The following is a 17,759-nucleotide window of genomic DNA, read 5'->3' as shown; positions in this document are numbered from 1 at the left end:
TTTTTTCTCGAAACGCGCTAGAACATCGGCCCACATCGTTTGGGGATCCCTGAATGAAATTTCAGCGATTTTACCGAAGACCTTGAAAGGGATGGGTTTAAGGACGAATTGAGTCATGGCAGAAGCAGTCGCCGATAACGTTCCGGCCAAGGCCACCCCAGTAGACGGCAAACCGCCGCTGTTCGGGTTGTCCTTCCTGGAAAACCTCTCCGAGATGACCATGTTGCGTCAGGTGGGCCTGTTGGTCGGCCTGGCTGCGAGCGTGGCGATTGGTTTTGCCGTGGTGCTGTGGTCGCAGCAGCCGGACTACCGGCCTCTGTACGGCAGCCTCGCCGGTATGGACGCCAAGCAGGTCATGGATACCCTGGCCGCCGCCGATATTCCCTACACCGTTGAACCCAACTCCGGTGCCTTGCTGGTCAAGGCCGATGACCTGTCCCGTGCACGGCTCAAGCTCGCGGGCGCTGGTGTCACTCCCAGCGATGGCAACATCGGTTTTGAAATCCTCGACAAGGACCAGGGCCTGGGGACCAGCCAGTTCATGGAAGCGACCCGTTATCGTCGCGGCCTCGAAGGCGAACTGGCGCGGACCATTTCCAGCCTGAACAACGTCAAGGGCGCTCGCGTGCACCTGGCGATTCCGAAAAGCTCGGTGTTCGTGCGTGACGAACGCAAGCCAAGCGCTTCGGTGCTGGTTGAACTGTATTCCGGCCGCTCGCTGGAGCCGGGTCAGGTGGTGGCGATCATCAATCTGGTCGCGACCAGCGTTCCCGAACTCAGCAAATCCCAGATCACCGTGGTCGACCAGAAGGGCAACCTGCTGTCGGATCAGGCGGAAAATTCCGAACTGACCATGGCCGGTAAGCAATTTGACTACAGCCGTCGCATGGAAAGCATGCTGACCCAGCGCGTGCACAATATCCTGCAACCGGTGCTGGGCAACGACCGCTACAAAGCCGAAGTCTCGGCCGACGTGGACTTCAGCGCTGTCGAGTCGACCTCCGAGCAGTTCAACCCGGATCAGCCGGCGTTGCGCAGCGAGCAGTCGGTCAACGAACAACGCACTGCCAGCAATGGCCCGCAAGGTGTGCCGGGTGCCCTGAGCAACCAGCCGCCATCGCCAGCTTCCGCGCCGCAGACCACCGGTGGCAGCACCGCGGCAGCCGGCATGGTTCAGCCAGGCCAGCCGTTGATCGATGCCAACGGTCAGCAAATCATGGACCCGGCCACCGGCCAGCCGATGCTGGCACCGTATCCGGCGGACAAGCGTCAACAATCCACCAAGAACTTCGAACTCGACCGTTCGATCAGCCACACCAAACAACAGCAGGGCCGTTTGAATCGCCTGTCGGTGTCGGTGGTGGTGGATGATCAGGTCAAGATCAACGCCGCCAATGGCGAGACCACCCGTGCGCCGTGGAGCGCCGATGAATTGGCGCGCTTCACTCGCCTGGTGCAGGACGCCGTCGGTTTCGACGCGAGCCGGGGTGACAGCGTCAGCGTGATCAACATGCCATTCTCCGCCGAGCGTGGTGAAGTGATTGCCGATATTCCGTTCTACTCCCAGCCTTGGTTCTGGGACATCGTCAAGCAAGTGCTGGGTGTCTTGTTCATCCTGGTGCTGGTGTTCGGTGTGCTGCGTCCGGTGCTCAACAACATCACCGGTGGCGGCAAAGGCAAGCAACTGGCCGGCATTGGCAGCGACGTGGAACTCGGTGGCATGGGCGGCCTGGACGGCGAACTGGGCAACGACCGCGTCAGCCTCGGTGGTCCGCAAAGCATCCTGCTGCCGAGCCCGAGCGAAGGCTATGACGCACAGTTGAATGCAATCAAGAGTCTGGTGGCAGAAGATCCGGGTCGCGTGGCCCAGGTCGTGAAAGAGTGGATTAACGCAGATGAGTGATAACCGAGCCGTTGCCGCCAAACTGACCAAGGTCGACAAAGCCGCGATTCTGCTGCTGTCCCTGGGTTCGACCGATGCTGCCCAAGTGTTGCGCCACATGGGGCCCAAAGAGGTCCAGCGCGTCGGCGTGGCCATGGCGCAGATGGGCAACGTCCATCGCGAGCAGGTCGAACAGGTCATGAGCGAGTTCGTCGACATCGTCGGCGACCAGACCAGCCTGGGCGTCGGCTCCGACGACTACGTGCGCAAAATGCTCACCCAGGCACTGGGCGAAGACAAGGCCAACGGCCTGATCGACCGCATCCTGCTGGGCGGTAACACCAGCGGCCTCGACAGCCTGAAGTGGATGGAACCACGCGCCGTCGCCGATGTGATCCGTTACGAGCACCCGCAGATCCAGGCGATCGTCGTGGCCTACCTCGACCCGGATCAGGCTGGTGAAGTGCTTGGCAACTTCGACCACAAGGTGCGTCTGGACATCATTCTGCGGGTTTCCTCGCTGAACACCGTGCAGCCAGCGGCCCTGAAAGAACTCAACCAGATTCTCGAGAAGCAGTTCTCCGGCAACTCGAATGCCTCGCGCACCACCCTGGGTGGCATCAAGCGTGCGGCCGACATCATGAACTTCCTCGACAGCTCGATCGAAGGCCAGCTGATGGACTCGATCCGCGAAGTCGACGAAGACCTGTCCGGTCAGATCGAAGACCTCATGTTCGTGTTCAACAACCTGTCCGATGTCGACGACCGCGGGATTCAGGCGTTGCTGCGTGAAGTGTCCTCCGACGTGCTGGTGCTGGCCCTCAAGGGTTCGGACGAAGGCGTCAAGGAAAAGATCTTCAAGAACATGTCCAAACGAGCGGCCGAACTGTTGCGCGACGACCTCGAGGCCAAGGGCCCGGTGCGCGTCAGCGACGTGGAAACCGCGCAGAAAGAAATCCTCACCATTGCCCGCCGTATGGCCGAAGCCGGAGAAATCGTTCTCGGCGGGAAGGGCGGCGAAGAGATGATCTAAGGTCACTATGTCGTCCAAACATGATGAGTCCCAGACCGACCTGATCCGAGGCAAGGCCGTCGCCGGTTTCGATGTCTGGGCGTTGCCCAGTTTTGATCCGTTTGTGCCGGAGCCCGAGCCGGAACCCGAGCCTGAACCGCCGGAAATGGAAGAGGTGCCGCTGGATGAAGTCCAGCCACTGACCCTCGAAGAACTCGAAAGCATCCGTCAGGAGGCTTACAACGAAGGCTTCGCCATCGGCGAGAAAGAAGGCTTCCACAGCACCACGCTCAAGGTCCGTCAGGAAGCTGAAGCCGTCCTGGCGCCGAAGGTTGCCGGCCTGGAACAGCTGATGGCCAACCTGTTCGAGCCCATTGCCGAGCAGGACACCCAGATCGAGAAATCCCTGGTCGACCTCGTGCAGCACATCACCAAACAGGTGATTCAGCGCGAACTGGCCATCGATTCGACGCAAATCGAACACGTCATGCGCGAAGCCCTCAAGCTCTTGCCGCTGGGCGTGGGTAACGTGCGGCTGCACATCAATCCGCAGGACTTCGAACAGGTCAAAGCCCTGCGCGAGCGCCATGAAGAAACCTGGCGTATCGTCGAAGACGAATCCCTGCTGCCCGGCGGTTGCCGGGTCGAGACCGAACACAGTCGCATTGACGCCACCGTTGAAACCCGCGTCGCCCAAGTCATGGCCAAGCTGTTCGATCAGTTGCATGACCAGGCCTTGCACCCGGCCGCTCCGGATCTGAGCCTGGAACTGCCGGTCGACGAAAAACCTGCGGTCGAGCCGACGCTGGACGAACCTGATGCGCCTTGATCGCACCAGCTTCGCCAAGCGCCTGGGCAGTTACGCCGAGGTCACTACGCTGGCGGGGGCGCCGATCCTCGAAGGCCGTCTGCTGCGCATGGTGGGCCTGACCCTCGAAGCCGAAGGTTTGCGCGCAGCAATGGGCAGCCGCTGCATGGTCATCAACGACGACAGTTATCAACCGGTGCAGGTCGAAGCCGAAGTCATGGGTTTCTCCGGCAGCAAGGTGTTCCTGATGCCGGTCGGCAGCGTCGCCGGCATTGCGCCCGGTGCCCGTGTGGTGCCTATGGCAGACACTGGCCGCTTGCCGATGGGCATGAGCATGCTCGGGCGGGTGCTGGACGGCGCCGGCCGTGCGCTGGATGGCAAGGGCGGCATGAAAGCCGAAGACTGGGTGCCGATGGACGGCCCGACCATTAACCCGCTCAAGCGTGAACCGATCAGTGAACCGCTCGATGTGGGCATTCGCACCATCAACGGTTTGTTGACGGTCGGTCGCGGTCAGCGTCTCGGTCTGTTTGCCGGTACCGGCGTCGGTAAATCCGTGCTGCTGGGCATGATGACCCGCTTTACCGAGGCCGACATTATCGTGGTCGGGCTGATCGGTGAGCGGGGTCGTGAAGTTAAAGAATTCATCGAGCACATTCTCGGTGAAGAAGGGCTCAAGCGTTCGGTGGTCGTCGCCTCGCCAGCGGACGATGCACCGCTGATGCGTCTGCGCGCCGCGATGTACTGCACGCGCATCGCCGAGTATTTCCGCGACAAGGGCAAGAACGTCCTGTTGCTCATGGACTCGCTGACCCGTTTCGCCCAGGCCCAGCGGGAAATCGCCCTGGCCATTGGCGAGCCGCCCGCGACCAAAGGCTATCCGCCGTCGGTGTTCGCCAAGTTGCCGAAACTGGTGGAGCGGGCCGGTAACGCCGAGAAGGGCGGCGGTTCGATCACTGCGTTCTACACCGTGTTGTCCGAAGGCGATGACCAGCAGGACCCGATTGCCGACTCGGCGCGAGGCGTGCTCGACGGGCACATCGTGCTGTCCCGGCGCCTGGCCGAAGAAGGTCATTACCCGGCCATCGATATCGAAGCCTCCATCAGCCGGGTCATGCCGTCGGTGGTCAGCCCCGAGCACATGGCCCGGGCGCAGATGTTCAAACAGTACTGGTCGCGCTATCAGCAGAGCCGCGACTTGATCAGCGTCGGTGCCTACGTGCCGGGCGGTGATCGTGAAACCGACGTCGCGATTTCCTTGCAGCCCGCCATGACCACTTATCTGCGTCAGGGCTTGAACGACAACATCGGCATGGGCGCCAGCGAAAACCACCTCGCCTCGATCTTCGCTCCGGCAGCGGGCGGCTAACCGGCCATGGCCCTGAGCCGCGCGGCACGCCTGGCACCCGTGGTGGAAATGGCCGAAAAGGCCGAAAAAACCGCGGTCATGCGCCTCGGGCACTTCCAGGGCCAGGTTCGTGTGGCGGAAAGCAAGCTCGCCGACCTCGAAAACTTCCGTCTCGAATACCAGGAACAATGGATTGTGCGCGGTAGCACTGGCGTTTCCGGCCAGTGGTTGCTTGGCTATCAGGGGTTTCTTGCGCAACTGGGCACCGCCATCGATCAGCAGCGCCAAAGCCTGAACTGGCACCAGAACAACCTGAACAAGGCGCGCGAGTCCTGGCAGCAGGCGTTTGCCCGGGTCGAAGGTTTGCGCAAACTTGTACAACGCTACATGGACGAGGCGCGCAAGCTCGAAGACAAGCGCGAGCAGAAGCTGCTGGACGAATTGTCCCAGCGGTTGCCGCGGCACGATCCGTATTGAATCAGTGGGATCGCGTTACCGTTCTTCGCGGGCAAACCACGCTCTACAGGTTTTGTGTCGTTTGCGAGTAATGTAGACGCATAACCCGTAGGAGCGAGGCTTGCCCGCGAAGGCGGTCTGACAGGCGTGACAACTTCCCGCCTTGCTCCCATCTCCGCCAAGTGCTAAACCTTGTACACGTACGTTTACCCATGACAAGGAAGCCGATAAATGTCAGTTGTTACAGATGTATCTCCGGATGGGAAAAAGCTGACGATTTCGATCGAAGGACGATTCGATTTTGGTCGGCATCAGGAGTTTCGCGAGTCTTACGAGAAACTCGAAAAAAAACCGGAATCTGTTGTGGTGGACTTAAGGAAGGCCACGTATCTCGATAGCTCGGCGCTGGGGATGCTGCTTCTGCTCCGTGATCACGCCGGTGGCGACAGTTCCGATATTCGCGTCGTTAACAGCAATTCAGATGTGCGCAAGATCCTCGCCATCTCCAATTTCGACAAGCTGTTCGACATCACTTGACCGCCATGCAGCCGTCGCTTGAACCGCTGACCATCCTCATCGCCGAAGACAGCGCGGCCGATCGCATGCTGCTGTCGAGCATTGTCCGTCGTCAGGGCCACCAGGTATTGACGGCCGCCAACGGCGCCGAAGCCGTCGAAGCGTTTCGCCAGCAGCGGCCGCACCTGGTTCTGATGGACGCGATGATGCCGGTCATGGACGGTTTCGAAGCGGCCAGACAGATCAAGGCGCTGGCCGGGGAAACCCTGGTGCCGATCATCTTCCTGACCTCGCTGACCGAAAGCGAGGCCCTGGCCCGGTGTCTGGAGGCCGGTGGTGACGACTTTCTGGCAAAGCCCTACAACCAGGTGATCCTTGCCGCCAAGATCAAGGCCATGGATCGCTTGCGCCGATTGCAGGCCACGGTGCTGCAGCAGCGTGACCTGATCGCCAAACATCATGACTACTTGCTCAACGAGCAGCGGGTGGCCAAGGCCGTATTCGACAAGGTGGCGCATTCGGGCTGCCTGAGTGCGCCAAACATCCGCTACTTGCAATCACCTTATGCGCTGTTCAACGGCGATCTGCTGCTGGCGGCGTTCACCCCGGCCGGCGACATGCATGTGCTACTGGGTGATTTCACCGGTCACGGGCTGCCGGCCGCGGTGGGCGCGATGCCCTTGGCTGAAGTCTTCTATGGCATGACTGCCAAAGGGTATGGCCTGGCTGAAACCCTGCGTGAGATGAACGCCAAGCTCAAGCGCATTCTGCCGGTGGACATGTTCTGCTGTGCCACCTTGCTGTGCCTGAGCTTTCAGCGGCGCTCGGTGGAAGTCTGGAACGGCGGGATGCCGGACGGTTATCTGCACAACATCGTCAGCGGTGAGCGCACGCCGTTGACGGCGCGGCATTTGCCGTTGGGCATACTGAGCCCGCAAACCTTCAATGACCGCACCGAAGTGTTTCCGATGGCCGTTGGTGATCGGGTGTTTCTACTCTCCGACGGGGTCATCGATACCTGCGATGCCAACGATCAGTTGTTCGGTGTAGAGCGCTTGCATCAGGTGTTTGCGGCCAATCGTCAGCCAGACGCGCTGTTCGAGGACATCGAGCAGGCACTGCGGGATTTTCGTGGCGAGGCCCGCGATGATGTGAGCATGGTCGAGATCAGTCTGCTGGAGGCCGAGCAATTGAGCCCTCCGGCGCCGGTGTATTCCGACAGCGGCCAGTCGTGTCCGCTGGACTGGTCGGTGAGTTTCGAGTTTCGCGCCGCGACACTCAAACGATTCAATCCGCTGCCGTACCTGTTGCAATTGTTGCTTGAGGTCCATGGTCTGCGGGCTCAGAGTGGGGCGCTCCACAGCGTGTTGGCAGAACTGTATTCCAACGCCCTTGAACACGGCGTGCTGGGTCTGGATTCAAGCCTCAAGCGCGATGCTTCGGGTTTTGCGCGCTATTATCAAACGCGCAATGAGCGGCTGGAGGCGTTGCAGGACGGCTTTGTGCGGGTGCATTTGCAGATCGTGCCGACGGGCAAGGGCGGCAGCCTGATTGTGCGGGTCGAAGACAGTGGCAAAGGTTTCGATGTGGCGCGGGTAATGGAGCGTCCCGTCGACGGTGGCCGTCTGTCGGGGCGCGGCGTCAGTCTGATCCGTCAATTGAGCCGTAGCGCGAGCTGGTCCGACGATGGTCGTAGTGCTCGCGTAGAGTTTTTCTGGGAGGCTCTGGCATAATTCACCCATTCTTGATCAAGGAGTGAGCAAGTGGCTGACACACATCTGGACCGTGCCGTGCTGAGCGCGCTGCAAGAAGTCATGGAGGGTGATTATCCGATGTTGCTGGATACCTTCATTGCCGATTCCGAAAAGCGCTTGTGCGTGTTGCGAGAGGCTGAAGATGCCGCGCAACTCATGAGCACCGCCCATAGTTTCAAGGGCAGCAGCAGCAATATGGGGGCCGTTCGTCTCGCTGAGCTGTGCAATGAGCTTGAGCAACGCGCCAAGCAAAAAAGCCTCGCCGGTATTGAAAAGCTGGTCGGGGAAATCGACGGCGAATTCGCCATTGTCCGACCGCTGTATGAGGCGGAGCGACAGCGCTCTCTAGCGGACTGACGCAACCGTCCGGCGCTTTTAACCTTTGTCGAGCCGAACTGGCTCGACCTTTGCAATCAACTCACTCAACTGTACCTACGATCCCAGTGCAGCGGAGACCGTTTTATGCCCGTTACCCCCCATTCGCTTCTTCAGGCCGCCGCGACGGCCAAGACTCAAGTCGCCTCCGCCAATACCCCGGCGCTGGCCGCTGAGCCAGGGGGCAAGGCGTCCAGCTTCGCTGATGTTTACGCCGATCAAGCCCGGAACAAGCCTTCTGTGGTCGCCGATAAAGCGGCTAAACCGGCTACCGAAAATGCCTCGAAAACCCACGGCAAACCGGATGTCAGCACTGACAAGCCTGCCGCCCCGGAACGGGCGGTTGCCGATAGCGGCAATTCCTTGCCCGCCGATAAACCGGCGCCGAGCGATGACACAGCTGCCAGCGACAACCAACCCGAGACGGCTGAAACGCCGGTCGCCGATACGGCGCCTGTCGATCCGAGCCTCGACCCGGCCCTTGATCCTGCGTTGATGCAGGCAGTACAGCCGTCGGTAACCGTACCGGCCGCGCAAACAGCTGCGCCAGTTGTCACGACTGCACAGCCGCAGGCTGAAGCGCCGGTTGCCGCCGCTGTTGTTGCCGCGTCTGTGCCAGTGGAGGCGGCCACTGACGGCGATTTTGATCCCGAAGCTGATCCGCTCGACGCATTGCCCGCCGTGCGCATGGCCATGGAGCAGAGCGGCCACGTATCCGCCAGCAGCCAGGCCCAGTCCAAAGCCACGGCTGCCCAGACCCAGTCTGACGGTGAGCTGACGGCTGCGCAGAACTTTGCCGCCGGCATGGCCAGCATGCTCGACGTGCAAGCCGACAAGGACAGCACCAGTCAGGGCGGCGAGAAAGCCTTCAGCGGTCTGATTGATAGCGGCCTCAAGGATTTGACGTCCGCCAGCAGCGATACCCGTGTCGATGACTTCGCCAACCGTCTGGCGGCACTGACCCAGGCGGCCACCCCGAAAACCGCCAATGCCTTGCCGGTCAACCAACCGATCGCCATGCATCAGAGCGGCTGGACCGAGGAAGTGGTCAACCGCGTCATGTACCTTTCCAGCGCCAACCTCAAGGCGGCCGACATCCAGTTGCAACCGGCTGAACTGGGGCGTCTCGATATCCGGGTGAACATGGTTCCCGACCAGCAGACCCAGGTTACCTTCATGAGCGCCCATCCAAGCGTTCGTGAAGCGCTGGACAGTCAGATGCAACGCCTGCGTGACATGTTCGTGCAACAGGGCATGGGCCAGGTCGACGTCAATGTGTCCGACCAGTCTCGTGGCTGGCAAGGCCAGGGCCAGGATCAGGCTCAGCAGGGGCAGGGCGGTCGGACCAGCGCCAATGGAGGTCGTCTTGACTCCATGGATGAAGAGGTCGCAACCGCCGTCGCCGAAGTGGCGGCAACCGCTACCAGCGTGATCGGCTCCAGCGCGGTCGACTACTACGCCTGATCACACCTCTCCTGTAGGAGCGAGGCTTGTCCGCGAAGAACAATGACGCGGTATGGCTGATAAACCGCGGCGCCTGTTTCGCGGGCAAGCCTCGCTTCTACAATTGATTGCCTTTCGCTGTCTCCCATACCTCCTCGACACTTCTGGCATAACACTTGCTCTTGCCTTGCCGTGCGACTGTGAAAACCCGAATAGTGACGGATTATTGGCATGGCGAAGAGCGACGCAGTAGTAAAAGAACCCGCAACCAAAGGCAAGGTCAAGCTGATCATTGCGATCGTGGTGGCCCTGTTGCTGGCGGTCGGCATGTCCGTGGGGGCGACCTGGTTCTTCATGCACAGTGCCCAGAGCAAGCCTGTCGCCGCCGAACCCGCTGTGGTCGGCAAGCAGCCAGCGATTTTCGAGCCCATGGCCCCGGCTTTCGTGGCCAACTACAACGTGAACGGTCGCCAGCGCTACATGCAGGTGAGCATCACCCTGCAAGGCCGTAATCAGGTTGATCTGGAAGCGCTCAAAGTGCACATGCCGGTGATCCGCAACAACCTGGTCATGCTGTTCTCCGGCCAGGACTTCGCCACGCTGGCGACCCCGGTTGGCCAGGAGATGTTGCGTCAGAAGGCCACGGCCAGCGTCCAGGAAGTGGCGCAGAAAGAACTCGGCAAAGTGGTTATCGAACAGCTGCTTTTTACTAATTTCGTACTGCAGTAGGAACACGACATGGCCGTGCAGGACCTGCTGTCCCAGGATGAGATCGATGCGCTGTTGCATGGCGTCGACGATGGTCTGGTACAGACCGATAACGCTGCCGAACCCGGCAGCGTCAAAAGCTACGACCTGACCAGCCAGGATCGCATCGTCCGTGGACGCATGCCGACCCTGGAAATGATCAACGAGCGTTTCGCCCGCTACACCCGCATCAGCATGTTCAACATGCTGCGCCGCTCGGCGGACGTTGCCGTCGGCGGTGTGCAGGTGATGAAGTTCGGCGAATACGTGCACTCGCTGTACGTGCCGACCAGCCTCAACCTGGTCAAGATCAAGCCGTTGCGCGGCACCGCGCTGTTCATCCTCGACGCCAAACTGGTGTTCAAGCTGGTGGACAACTTCTTCGGCGGCGACGGCCGTCACGCGAAGATCGAAGGGCGTGAATTCACCCCCACCGAGCTGCGTGTGGTGCGCATGGTGCTGGAGCAGGCCTTCGTCGATTTGAAGGAAGCCTGGCAGGCGATCATGGAAGTGAACTTCGAGTACATCAACTCGGAAGTGAACCCGGCCATGGCCAATATCGTCGGCCCGAGCGAAGCGGTGGTGGTGTCCACTTTCCACATCGAACTCGATGGGGGTGGCGGCGACCTGCACGTGACCATGCCGTACTCGATGATCGAGCCGGTGCGCGAAATGCTCGACGCCGGTTTCCAGTCGGATCTGGACGATCAGGACGAGCGCTGGGTCAACGCCCTGCGCCAGGACGTCCTGGACGTCGACGTGCCGATCGGTGCCACGGTTGCCCGTCGCCAGTTGCGTTTGCGCGACATCCTGCACATGCAGCCGGGTGACGTGATCCCGGTCGAGATGCCGGAAGAGATGATCATGCGCGCCAACGGCGTGCCGGCCTTCAAGGTCAAGATGGGCTCGCATAAAGGCAACCTTGCGTTGCAGGTGATCGAGCCGATCGAGCGCCGCTGATTGGCGCTCCAACCCCCTATTAATTGGCTGCTCTTGATTGAGCAGTTGCCCGCCGAGGACAAATGATGAACGACGATATGAACGCCCAGGACGACCAGGCACTGGCTGACGAATGGGCTGCCGCCCTGGAAGAAACCGGTGATGCCGGCCAGGCCGATATCGACGCCTTGCTGGCCGCCGACGTCGGCAGCTCGTCGTCTAACCGTCTGCCGATGGAAGAGTTCGGCAGCGTGCCGAAGAACCACGATCCGGTCACCCTGGACGGTCCGAACCTCGACGTGATCCTCGACATTCCGGTGTCGATTTCCATGGAAGTGGGCAGCACCGACATCAACATCCGCAACCTGCTGCAACTCAACCAGGGTTCGGTGATCGAGCTGGACCGACTGGCCGGTGAGCCGCTGGACGTGCTGGTCAACGGCACCCTGATCGCCCACGGCGAAGTGGTTGTGGTCAACGAGAAGTTTGGCATCCGCCTGACCGACGTGATCAGCCCAAGCGAACGTATCAAGAAGCTGCGCTAAGTGAAGAGGGTACTGGGGTTTTTATTGGCGTTGCCGTTCAGCGTTCTGGCCGCCGAGCCGGTTGCGACGGCGGCGGCCGCGCCGGCAGTCAGTAGCGGTGTGGCCGGGCAACTGACGCAGTTGGTGTTCGGCTTGCTGTTGGTGCTGGGGTTGATCTTCTTCCTCGCCTGGCTGCTGCGCCGGGTCCAGCAGGCCGGGCCGGCCGGTAAGGGGCAGGTGATCGAGATTGTCGGTTCCCGTGCCTTGGGCCCCCGCGACCGTTTGATGCTGGTGCAAGTCGGCAATGAGCAGATCTTGCTTGGCCTGAGCCCCGGCACGATCACTGCACTGCATGTGCTTAAAGAGCCGATTGAAGTGCCGACCACCACCGAGAAAGCGACCCCGGAGTTTGCCCAGCATCTGTTGAAGATACTCGGCAAGGATCAGAAGGATAAGAAGTAATGGGTGCGTTACGCATCGTCTTGACGCTGGCCCTGATGCTGGTCGCGCCGCCGGCGTTCGCCGCCGATCCGTTGTCGATCCCGGCGATCACCCTGGGTACCAACGCCAATGGCGCTCAGGAATACTCGGTCAGCCTGCAAATTTTGCTGATCATGACCGCGCTGAGTTTCATCCCGGCGTTCGTCATGCTGATGACCAGTTTCACCCGGATCATCATTGTGTTCTCGATCCTGCGTCAGGCCCTGGGCCTGCAGCAGACGCCGTCGAACCAGATCCTCACCGGCATGGCGCTGTTCCTGACCCTGTTTATCATGGCACCGGTGTTTGACCGGGTGAATCAGGACGCCTTGCAACCGTACCTGGCGGAGAAACTCACCGCTCAGGATGCCGTGGCCAAGGCCCAGGTGCCGATCAAGGACTTCATGCTGGCGCAGACGCGCAGCAGCGATCTCGAGCTGTTCATGCGCCTGTCCAAGCGCACCGACATCGCTTCGCCGGATCAGGCACCGCTGACCATTCTGGTGCCGGCCTTCGTCACCTCCGAGCTTAAAACCGCGTTCCAGATCGGCTTCATGATCTTCATTCCGTTCCTGATCATCGACCTGGTCGTGGCCAGTGTGCTGATGGCCATGGGTATGATGATGCTCTCGCCGCTGATCATTTCCCTGCCGTTCAAGATCATGCTGTTCGTGCTGGTGGATGGCTGGGCGTTGATCATCGGCACCCTGGCAAGCAGCTTCGGCGGTGTGTCGCCATGACGCCGGAAGTGGCGGTAGACATTTTTCGCGAAGCGCTGTGGCTGACCACCATGATGGTGGCTGTGCTGGTGATTCCGAGTCTGCTGGTGGGCCTGCTGGTGGCAATGTTCCAGGCCGCCACGCAGATCAACGAACAAACCCTGAGCTTCCTGCCGCGCTTGCTGGTCATGCTGGTCACGCTGATCGTCGCCGGCCCGTGGCTGGTGCAGACGTTCATGGAATACATCCTGCAGCTGTACGGCAATATTCCTCAGGTCATCGGCTAAACCATGCCGTCGCTGCTGCAGCTGACCGATACCCAGATCAGTACCTGGGTGGCGACGTTCATGTTGCCGCTGTTTCGCATCGGGGCCTTGCTGATGGTCATGCCGGTGTTCGGCACAACCCTGGTGCCCACTCGCGTGCGCCTGTATTTCGCCCTGGCGATCACAGTGGTGATTGCGCCGGGCCTTCCGCCGATGCCGCCGATCAATGCGCTGGATCTGAGTGCGCTGCTGCTAATCGCCGAGCAGATCCTCATCGGTGCGTTGCTGGGTTTCTCCTTGCAGCTGTTCTTCCAGGCGTTCGTGGTGGCGGGGCAGATCGTCTCCATTCAGATGGGCATGGGCTTCGCGTCGATGATCGACCCCACCAACGGCGTCTCGGTGGCGGTGATCGGGCAGTTCTTCACCATGCTGGTGACGCTGTTGTTCCTGTCCATGAATGGCCATCTGGTGGTCTTCGAAGTCCTGACCGAAAGCTTCACCACGATGCCGGTGGGCAGTGGCTTGATGGTCAATCATTTCTGGGAGCTGGCCGGTAAGCTGGGCTGGGTTCTGGGTGCTGCACTGTTGCTGGTACTGCCGGCGATCACCGCGTTGCTGGTGGTCAACATTGCGTTCGGCGTAATGACCCGGGCCGCGCCGCAACTGAACATTTTTTCCATCGGTTTCCCGCTGACCCTGGTGCTCGGGCTGTTCATCGTCTGGGTCGGGTTGGCGGACATCATCAATCAGTATCAACCGCTGGCCTCCGAGGCCTTGCAGTTGTTACGCGAACTGGCACGGGCGCGCTGAGTCATGGCTGAGAGCGAAAGCGGTCAGGACAAAACAGAAGACCCCACGGAGAAACGTAAAAAGGACTCCCGGGAAAAGGGCGAGATTGCGCGCTCCAAGGAGCTCAACACCCTGGCTGTCATGCTCGCCGGCGCTGGCGGGCTGCTGGTTTTCGGTGGAGCCCTGGCGCAGGACATGATGGAGCTGATGCGCATGAACTTCACGCTGTCGCGGGAGGTGATTCTGGATCAGCGCAACATGGGCGCCTTCCTGCTGCACTCGGGGCAGATCGCCCTGCTGGCGATTCAGCCGGTGATGATCACCTTGTTGCTGGCCGCGTTGATCGGCCCGATCTCCCTGGGTGGCTGGCTGTTCGCGGCAGGCTCCCTGGCACCGAAATTCAGTCGCATGAACCCCGGTGCGGGGCTCAAGCGGATGTTCTCGGCCAAGGCGCTGGTCGAACTGCTCAAGGCCCTGGCGAAGTTTTTCATCGTGCTGTTCGTGGCGCTGGCGGTGTTGTCTTCCGACATCGACGACTTGATGCGCATTGCTCATGAACCGTTGGACATGGCGATCATTCACAGCCTGCAAGTGGTCGGCTGGAGCACTTTGTGGATGGCTTGCGGGCTGATCATCATCGCTGCCGTCGACGTGCCGGTGCAGCTGTGGGAAAGCCACAAGAAACTGCTGATGACCAAGCAGGAAGTGCGTGACGAACACAAGGATCAGGAAGGGCGGCCGGAGGTCAAACAGCGCATTCGCCAGTTGCAGCGCGAGATGTCGCAGCGGCGGATGATGGCGGCCATCCCAGAGGCCGACGTGGTGATTACCAACCCGACTCACTACGCCGTCGCCCTCAAGTACGATCCCGACAAGGGCAGCGCGCCAGTGCTGCTGGCCAAGGGCAGTGACTTTCTGGCCTTGAAAATTCGTGAAATCGCCGTGGCCAACAATGTGCTGCTGCTCGAATCGCCGGCCCTGGCGCGTTCGATCTACTACTCCACGGAACTGGAGCAGGAAATCCCCGGTGGGTTGTACCTGGCGGTCGCTCAGGTGCTGGCCTACGTTTACCAGATCCGCCAGTACCGCGCGGGCAAGGGCAAGCGCCCGGATCCGCTGAAGGACAACTTGCCGATCCCACCGGATCTGCGGCGTGATTCCTGATCCCGTTCATCTGAAAACTCTGCAACCCTGTTAGTTCTGACAGTAGACGGTCAGCACCCGCTTGCGCTGTCATACCCGTGGGAATTCTCCCGATCAACGTCCTTGCAGTGGTGTTCTGATCATTCGACTGGAGCGCCAAGGATTGGTGTTTGCGTCTGTTCTAGAGGGAATAATCATGACCGAGCGTCTCTATCGAAAACTGCAGGGTATGGAGTTGAAGTTTGTTTCGGGTGTTCTGAAGGATAAGCCGACAGAAAGCGCTATCGGTTATTCGGTCACATTCAGAATGTCGCTGGATTTCGCGTGTTTTGTGCAGATGGCCAATGCTCATATACCTGGATATTTAAACTTTCCAAAAAATGCCATCAGGCCCTCGTTGGAAGGGTTCGCCAGCCATGACAGCTTCAACTATTTAGAAGATTCGGCCGGAAAAATCGGTAGCACAGAGGAGTTATGCCGCCTTTTTACTGATCCAGAAAACTACAACGATCAGTGGTCCGCCGGGGTCTTGCAGCGACGCCCTCACAAACCTGAATTCTCATTTGTCGATGGGCAACTGCAAGTGGTCGCCACAGTAGATTATCGCCATTCGAAAAAACGCCCGATTCTGGTGAGTGATTTGCCGGTCATTAAATTTCAATGGGCATTAGACCTGTTGCTGGGGCACAACATGGCGGGTGATTCCCTTGCGCCGGGGACAGTCGTCATACTTGGCTATGCCTTGGAGGAGTTGGTGGAGGCGGAGGGATTGCAGATGAATAAAGGTACACGGTACATGGTTGGCAGAACGCTTGATTTCGGTGCCATCCGTGAGGCGCAGATTCTGACGGCGGGATGATTGAGCGCTGGTGTGTGATGTTTTTGTGCCTGACGACCGCTGACGTGAGCCCTTCTGTTTCGAACCTCCCTGCGCAAAAGTTGCGAAGGGAGACCTGCAGTTGGAAAACTGCAGGTGAGTAGGCTTTTATCCTGGGATTCTAATAGAAATAAAGCACAAAGATGCCGTTGTCAGGCCGCGCAAGCACCTCTCTCAGGTTGTTCTTTCCTGTATCGATTTTCTGGATAACCTCCAGGCTTACAGCATCCAGAACCCAGATGAACGCGGAGGTAAACGTAACGACATAGAGGTGCTTACCGTCGGCGCTCACCGACACATGTCTCGGCGATTTTTCGCTCCAGGCAACATTGATGATTTTGTTGGTAGCCGTATCAATTACCGCAATTTCGCTAGCACTGATATCGGCCACATAAAGGCGAGTACTGTCCTGGTTCAGGGCCATCGAGTAGGCAGATCCAGTGATCGGTATTCTTGCGACAGTTTTTAATTTTTCAGTGTCAATGACGTCAATAGCGGTTGGATCGGAGTCCGACTCCGCGTCGCCCCCGTGGGCAAGGTACACACGCGAACCGCTGGAATTGATAGCGAGGCCAAAAGGCCACGGATTGATCGGCAGCGACAGGACAACGGACTGAGTGCTTGTATCGATTGCTTTCAAGTACCCATTGATTCCCAGTGTGTTACAGGCATAGAGACGTTCGCCGCTTGAACTCACCACCATATAAGGTGAGCCGGATTCGAGGTCGGCGCCTTTCTTGATGTCGTGAGTTTTAGTGTCGATCTCCCAAATGTAATTCGAGTAACGACTGTTGACGTAAGCATGGTCACCGTTCGGGCTTAGGCCACCTAACGTTTCGCCTCCCGTTTCAGGTGAGTAGCTGTGAACGATTGTCTGAGTACGGGTATCCATTGCGCGGACATAACTGACGCTGCCATCCGGGGATTGAACGAAATACAGCCGTGAAGCATCCCGGTTGAGGGTGAGGCCGTGGATGCCCTGGACCATCTGTATATTGTCGTTCGCCCGCGTCGCCAGGGGGGCAGCGTGCGGGTAGCTTATCTGGATCTGCGCAAATGGGCCGTGGTGACGGGAGGTCACCTTTTCCAGGCGCAGGTCTGTCAGAGACCTGAGTGCAACGTGAATCTCTGCGCGTTGCTCGCATGTTTGAAATGGCTGGTTGTTGATTTTTACTCGATAGCTCAGTTCATGTCGGCCTTCGGTGAGGTCCTCGGGCTTCACATGGATCGTCAAAGGCGACCCCGCATCCGCAGTTGTGATGATGTGTCGAGCAATGACTTTGTCGTCGAGCAGTAGCTCCAGTTCGTTGTCTGAGGCTAAACACGGGTCGGCAATGGTTACGTTCACCCCATTGTAGGGAAAGAAGTCTTCGCGGGAGGCAAGCCTGATTCCGGTGTCTTTCCAGTCGAGAGTGTCGAGATTAACTTTCACCGACGGTGCAGTCAGTGGCGTGCGTGTGCTGTTCATGGGGCAATTCCTGTCGCTGCGATTGGTCTTTCATTGAAGGTCAATGCGCGGCACACGGCTACTGTCAGAACTAACAGGTACGAATGCTTTTTGGATCAGTGGTCACAAAGGTTGCGCCTGCAATCCACTACGTATTCCCCGCTCCGGCAAAAGTTGGAAGGCTTCTTGCAGTAGCCGCTCTGCGCCTGCTTCAGGCGTCAAAAGTTTGCTTTA

19 protein-coding genes are annotated in these 17,759 nt (G+C 59.5%); 18 read left to right on the top strand and 1 reads right to left on the bottom strand.

Annotation, left to right across the window (positions count from 1 at the left end; genetic code table 11):
- The first annotated feature begins 115 nt into the window (after positions 1 to 115).
- The 18 genes from fliF (at position 116) to FBY01_RS03540 (ending at position 16,060) form a co-directional block, all read left to right on the top strand.
- On the top strand, positions 116 to 1,903 hold the full coding sequence (gene fliF, locus FBY01_RS03625; protein ID WP_010456960.1) for a flagellar basal-body MS-ring/collar protein FliF: 1,788 nt from the start codon (positions 116 to 118) through the stop codon (positions 1,901 to 1,903).
- Positions 1,896 to 2,915, top strand: a complete 1,020-nt coding sequence (gene fliG / locus FBY01_RS03620) for a flagellar motor switch protein FliG (RefSeq protein ID WP_007894195.1) — start codon at positions 1,896 to 1,898, stop codon at positions 2,913 to 2,915. The genes fliF and fliG overlap by 8 nt, the downstream gene beginning before the upstream one ends.
- 7 nt (positions 2,916 to 2,922) lie before the next feature.
- Complete coding sequence (fliH, locus tag FBY01_RS03615) at positions 2,923 to 3,723, top strand: flagellar assembly protein FliH (RefSeq protein ID WP_010456958.1); 801 nt, start codon at positions 2,923 to 2,925, stop codon at positions 3,721 to 3,723.
- Positions 3,713 to 5,071 (top strand): flagellar protein export ATPase FliI, encoded by a 1,359-nt coding sequence (fliI, locus tag FBY01_RS03610; protein WP_077748627.1) that lies wholly within the window; start codon positions 3,713 to 3,715, stop codon positions 5,069 to 5,071. The genes fliH and fliI overlap by 11 nt, the downstream gene beginning before the upstream one ends.
- A gap of 6 nt (positions 5,072 to 5,077) precedes the next feature.
- Positions 5,078 to 5,527: a flagellar export protein FliJ gene (fliJ, locus tag FBY01_RS03605; protein ID WP_010456956.1), complete on the top strand. Its 450-nt coding sequence runs from the start codon at positions 5,078 to 5,080 to the stop codon at positions 5,525 to 5,527.
- Between the two features lie 210 nt (positions 5,528 to 5,737).
- Positions 5,738 to 6,043 carry an STAS domain-containing protein gene (locus tag FBY01_RS03600; protein WP_010456955.1) on the top strand — a complete coding sequence of 102 codons (306 nt, stop codon included), beginning with the start codon at positions 5,738 to 5,740 and terminating at the stop codon, positions 6,041 to 6,043.
- Positions 6,044 to 6,048: 5 nt separating this feature from the next.
- Positions 6,049 to 7,755, top strand: coding sequence for a fused response regulator/phosphatase (locus FBY01_RS03595; protein ID WP_010456954.1), 1,707 nt, complete (start codon positions 6,049 to 6,051; stop codon positions 7,753 to 7,755).
- Between the two features lie 30 nt (positions 7,756 to 7,785).
- Positions 7,786 to 8,133, top strand: coding sequence for an Hpt domain-containing protein (locus FBY01_RS03590; protein ID WP_010456953.1), 348 nt, complete (start codon positions 7,786 to 7,788; stop codon positions 8,131 to 8,133).
- Between the two features lie 105 nt (positions 8,134 to 8,238).
- Positions 8,239 to 9,615, top strand: a complete 1,377-nt coding sequence (locus FBY01_RS03585; RefSeq protein ID WP_145305766.1) for a flagellar hook-length control protein FliK — start codon at positions 8,239 to 8,241, stop codon at positions 9,613 to 9,615.
- Between the two features lie 210 nt (positions 9,616 to 9,825).
- Entirely contained in the window at positions 9,826 to 10,323 is a 498-nt protein-coding gene (gene fliL, locus FBY01_RS03580) for a flagellar basal body-associated protein FliL (protein ID WP_010456951.1), read from the top strand.
- A 9-nt stretch (positions 10,324 to 10,332) separates the two neighbouring features.
- A complete protein-coding gene (fliM, locus tag FBY01_RS03575) occupies positions 10,333 to 11,301 on the top strand; it encodes a flagellar motor switch protein FliM (RefSeq protein ID WP_010456950.1) in 969 nt (322 codons plus the stop codon).
- A gap of 65 nt (positions 11,302 to 11,366) precedes the next feature.
- Positions 11,367 to 11,825, top strand: a complete 459-nt coding sequence (gene fliN / locus FBY01_RS03570) for a flagellar motor switch protein FliN (protein ID WP_042933032.1) — start codon at positions 11,367 to 11,369, stop codon at positions 11,823 to 11,825.
- The gene (fliO, locus tag FBY01_RS03565; RefSeq protein ID WP_010456948.1) at positions 11,826 to 12,266 is read left to right on the top strand and encodes a flagellar biosynthetic protein FliO; all 441 of its coding nucleotides are present in this window, start codon (positions 11,826 to 11,828) and stop codon (positions 12,264 to 12,266) included.
- Positions 12,266 to 13,024 carry a flagellar type III secretion system pore protein FliP gene (fliP, locus tag FBY01_RS03560; protein ID WP_145305768.1) on the top strand — a complete coding sequence of 253 codons (759 nt, stop codon included), beginning with the start codon at positions 12,266 to 12,268 and terminating at the stop codon, positions 13,022 to 13,024. Before fliO ends, fliP begins: the two co-directional genes overlap by 1 nt.
- Entirely contained in the window at positions 13,021 to 13,290 is a 270-nt protein-coding gene (gene fliQ, locus FBY01_RS03555) for a flagellar biosynthesis protein FliQ (protein WP_010456946.1), read from the top strand. The genes fliP and fliQ overlap by 4 nt, the downstream gene beginning before the upstream one ends.
- 3 nt (positions 13,291 to 13,293) lie before the next feature.
- Positions 13,294 to 14,079: a flagellar biosynthetic protein FliR gene (fliR, locus tag FBY01_RS03550; RefSeq protein WP_077748632.1), complete on the top strand. Its 786-nt coding sequence runs from the start codon at positions 13,294 to 13,296 to the stop codon at positions 14,077 to 14,079.
- A 3-nt stretch (positions 14,080 to 14,082) separates the two neighbouring features.
- A complete protein-coding gene (flhB, locus tag FBY01_RS03545) occupies positions 14,083 to 15,222 on the top strand; it encodes a flagellar biosynthesis protein FlhB (protein WP_077748633.1) in 1,140 nt (379 codons plus the stop codon).
- Between the two features lie 175 nt (positions 15,223 to 15,397).
- Positions 15,398 to 16,060 (top strand): hypothetical protein, encoded by a 663-nt coding sequence (locus FBY01_RS03540; protein WP_042933033.1) that lies wholly within the window; start codon positions 15,398 to 15,400, stop codon positions 16,058 to 16,060.
- A gap of 139 nt (positions 16,061 to 16,199) precedes the next feature.
- Here FBY01_RS03540 and FBY01_RS03535 read toward each other — a convergent pair whose 3' ends face one another.
- Positions 16,200 to 17,546: a YncE family protein gene (locus FBY01_RS03535; RefSeq protein WP_145305770.1), complete on the bottom strand. Its 1,347-nt coding sequence runs from the start codon at positions 17,544 to 17,546 to the stop codon at positions 16,200 to 16,202.
- Positions 17,547 to 17,759 lie beyond the last annotated feature (213 nt).

The organism is Pseudomonas sp. SJZ077, assembly GCF_007993905.1.
Taxonomy (GTDB): Bacteria; Pseudomonadota; Gammaproteobacteria; order Pseudomonadales; family Pseudomonadaceae; genus Aquipseudomonas; species Aquipseudomonas mandelii.
Note: the sequence above shows the minus strand (reverse complement) of the source record. Positions and strands in the feature narration are given on the sequence as shown.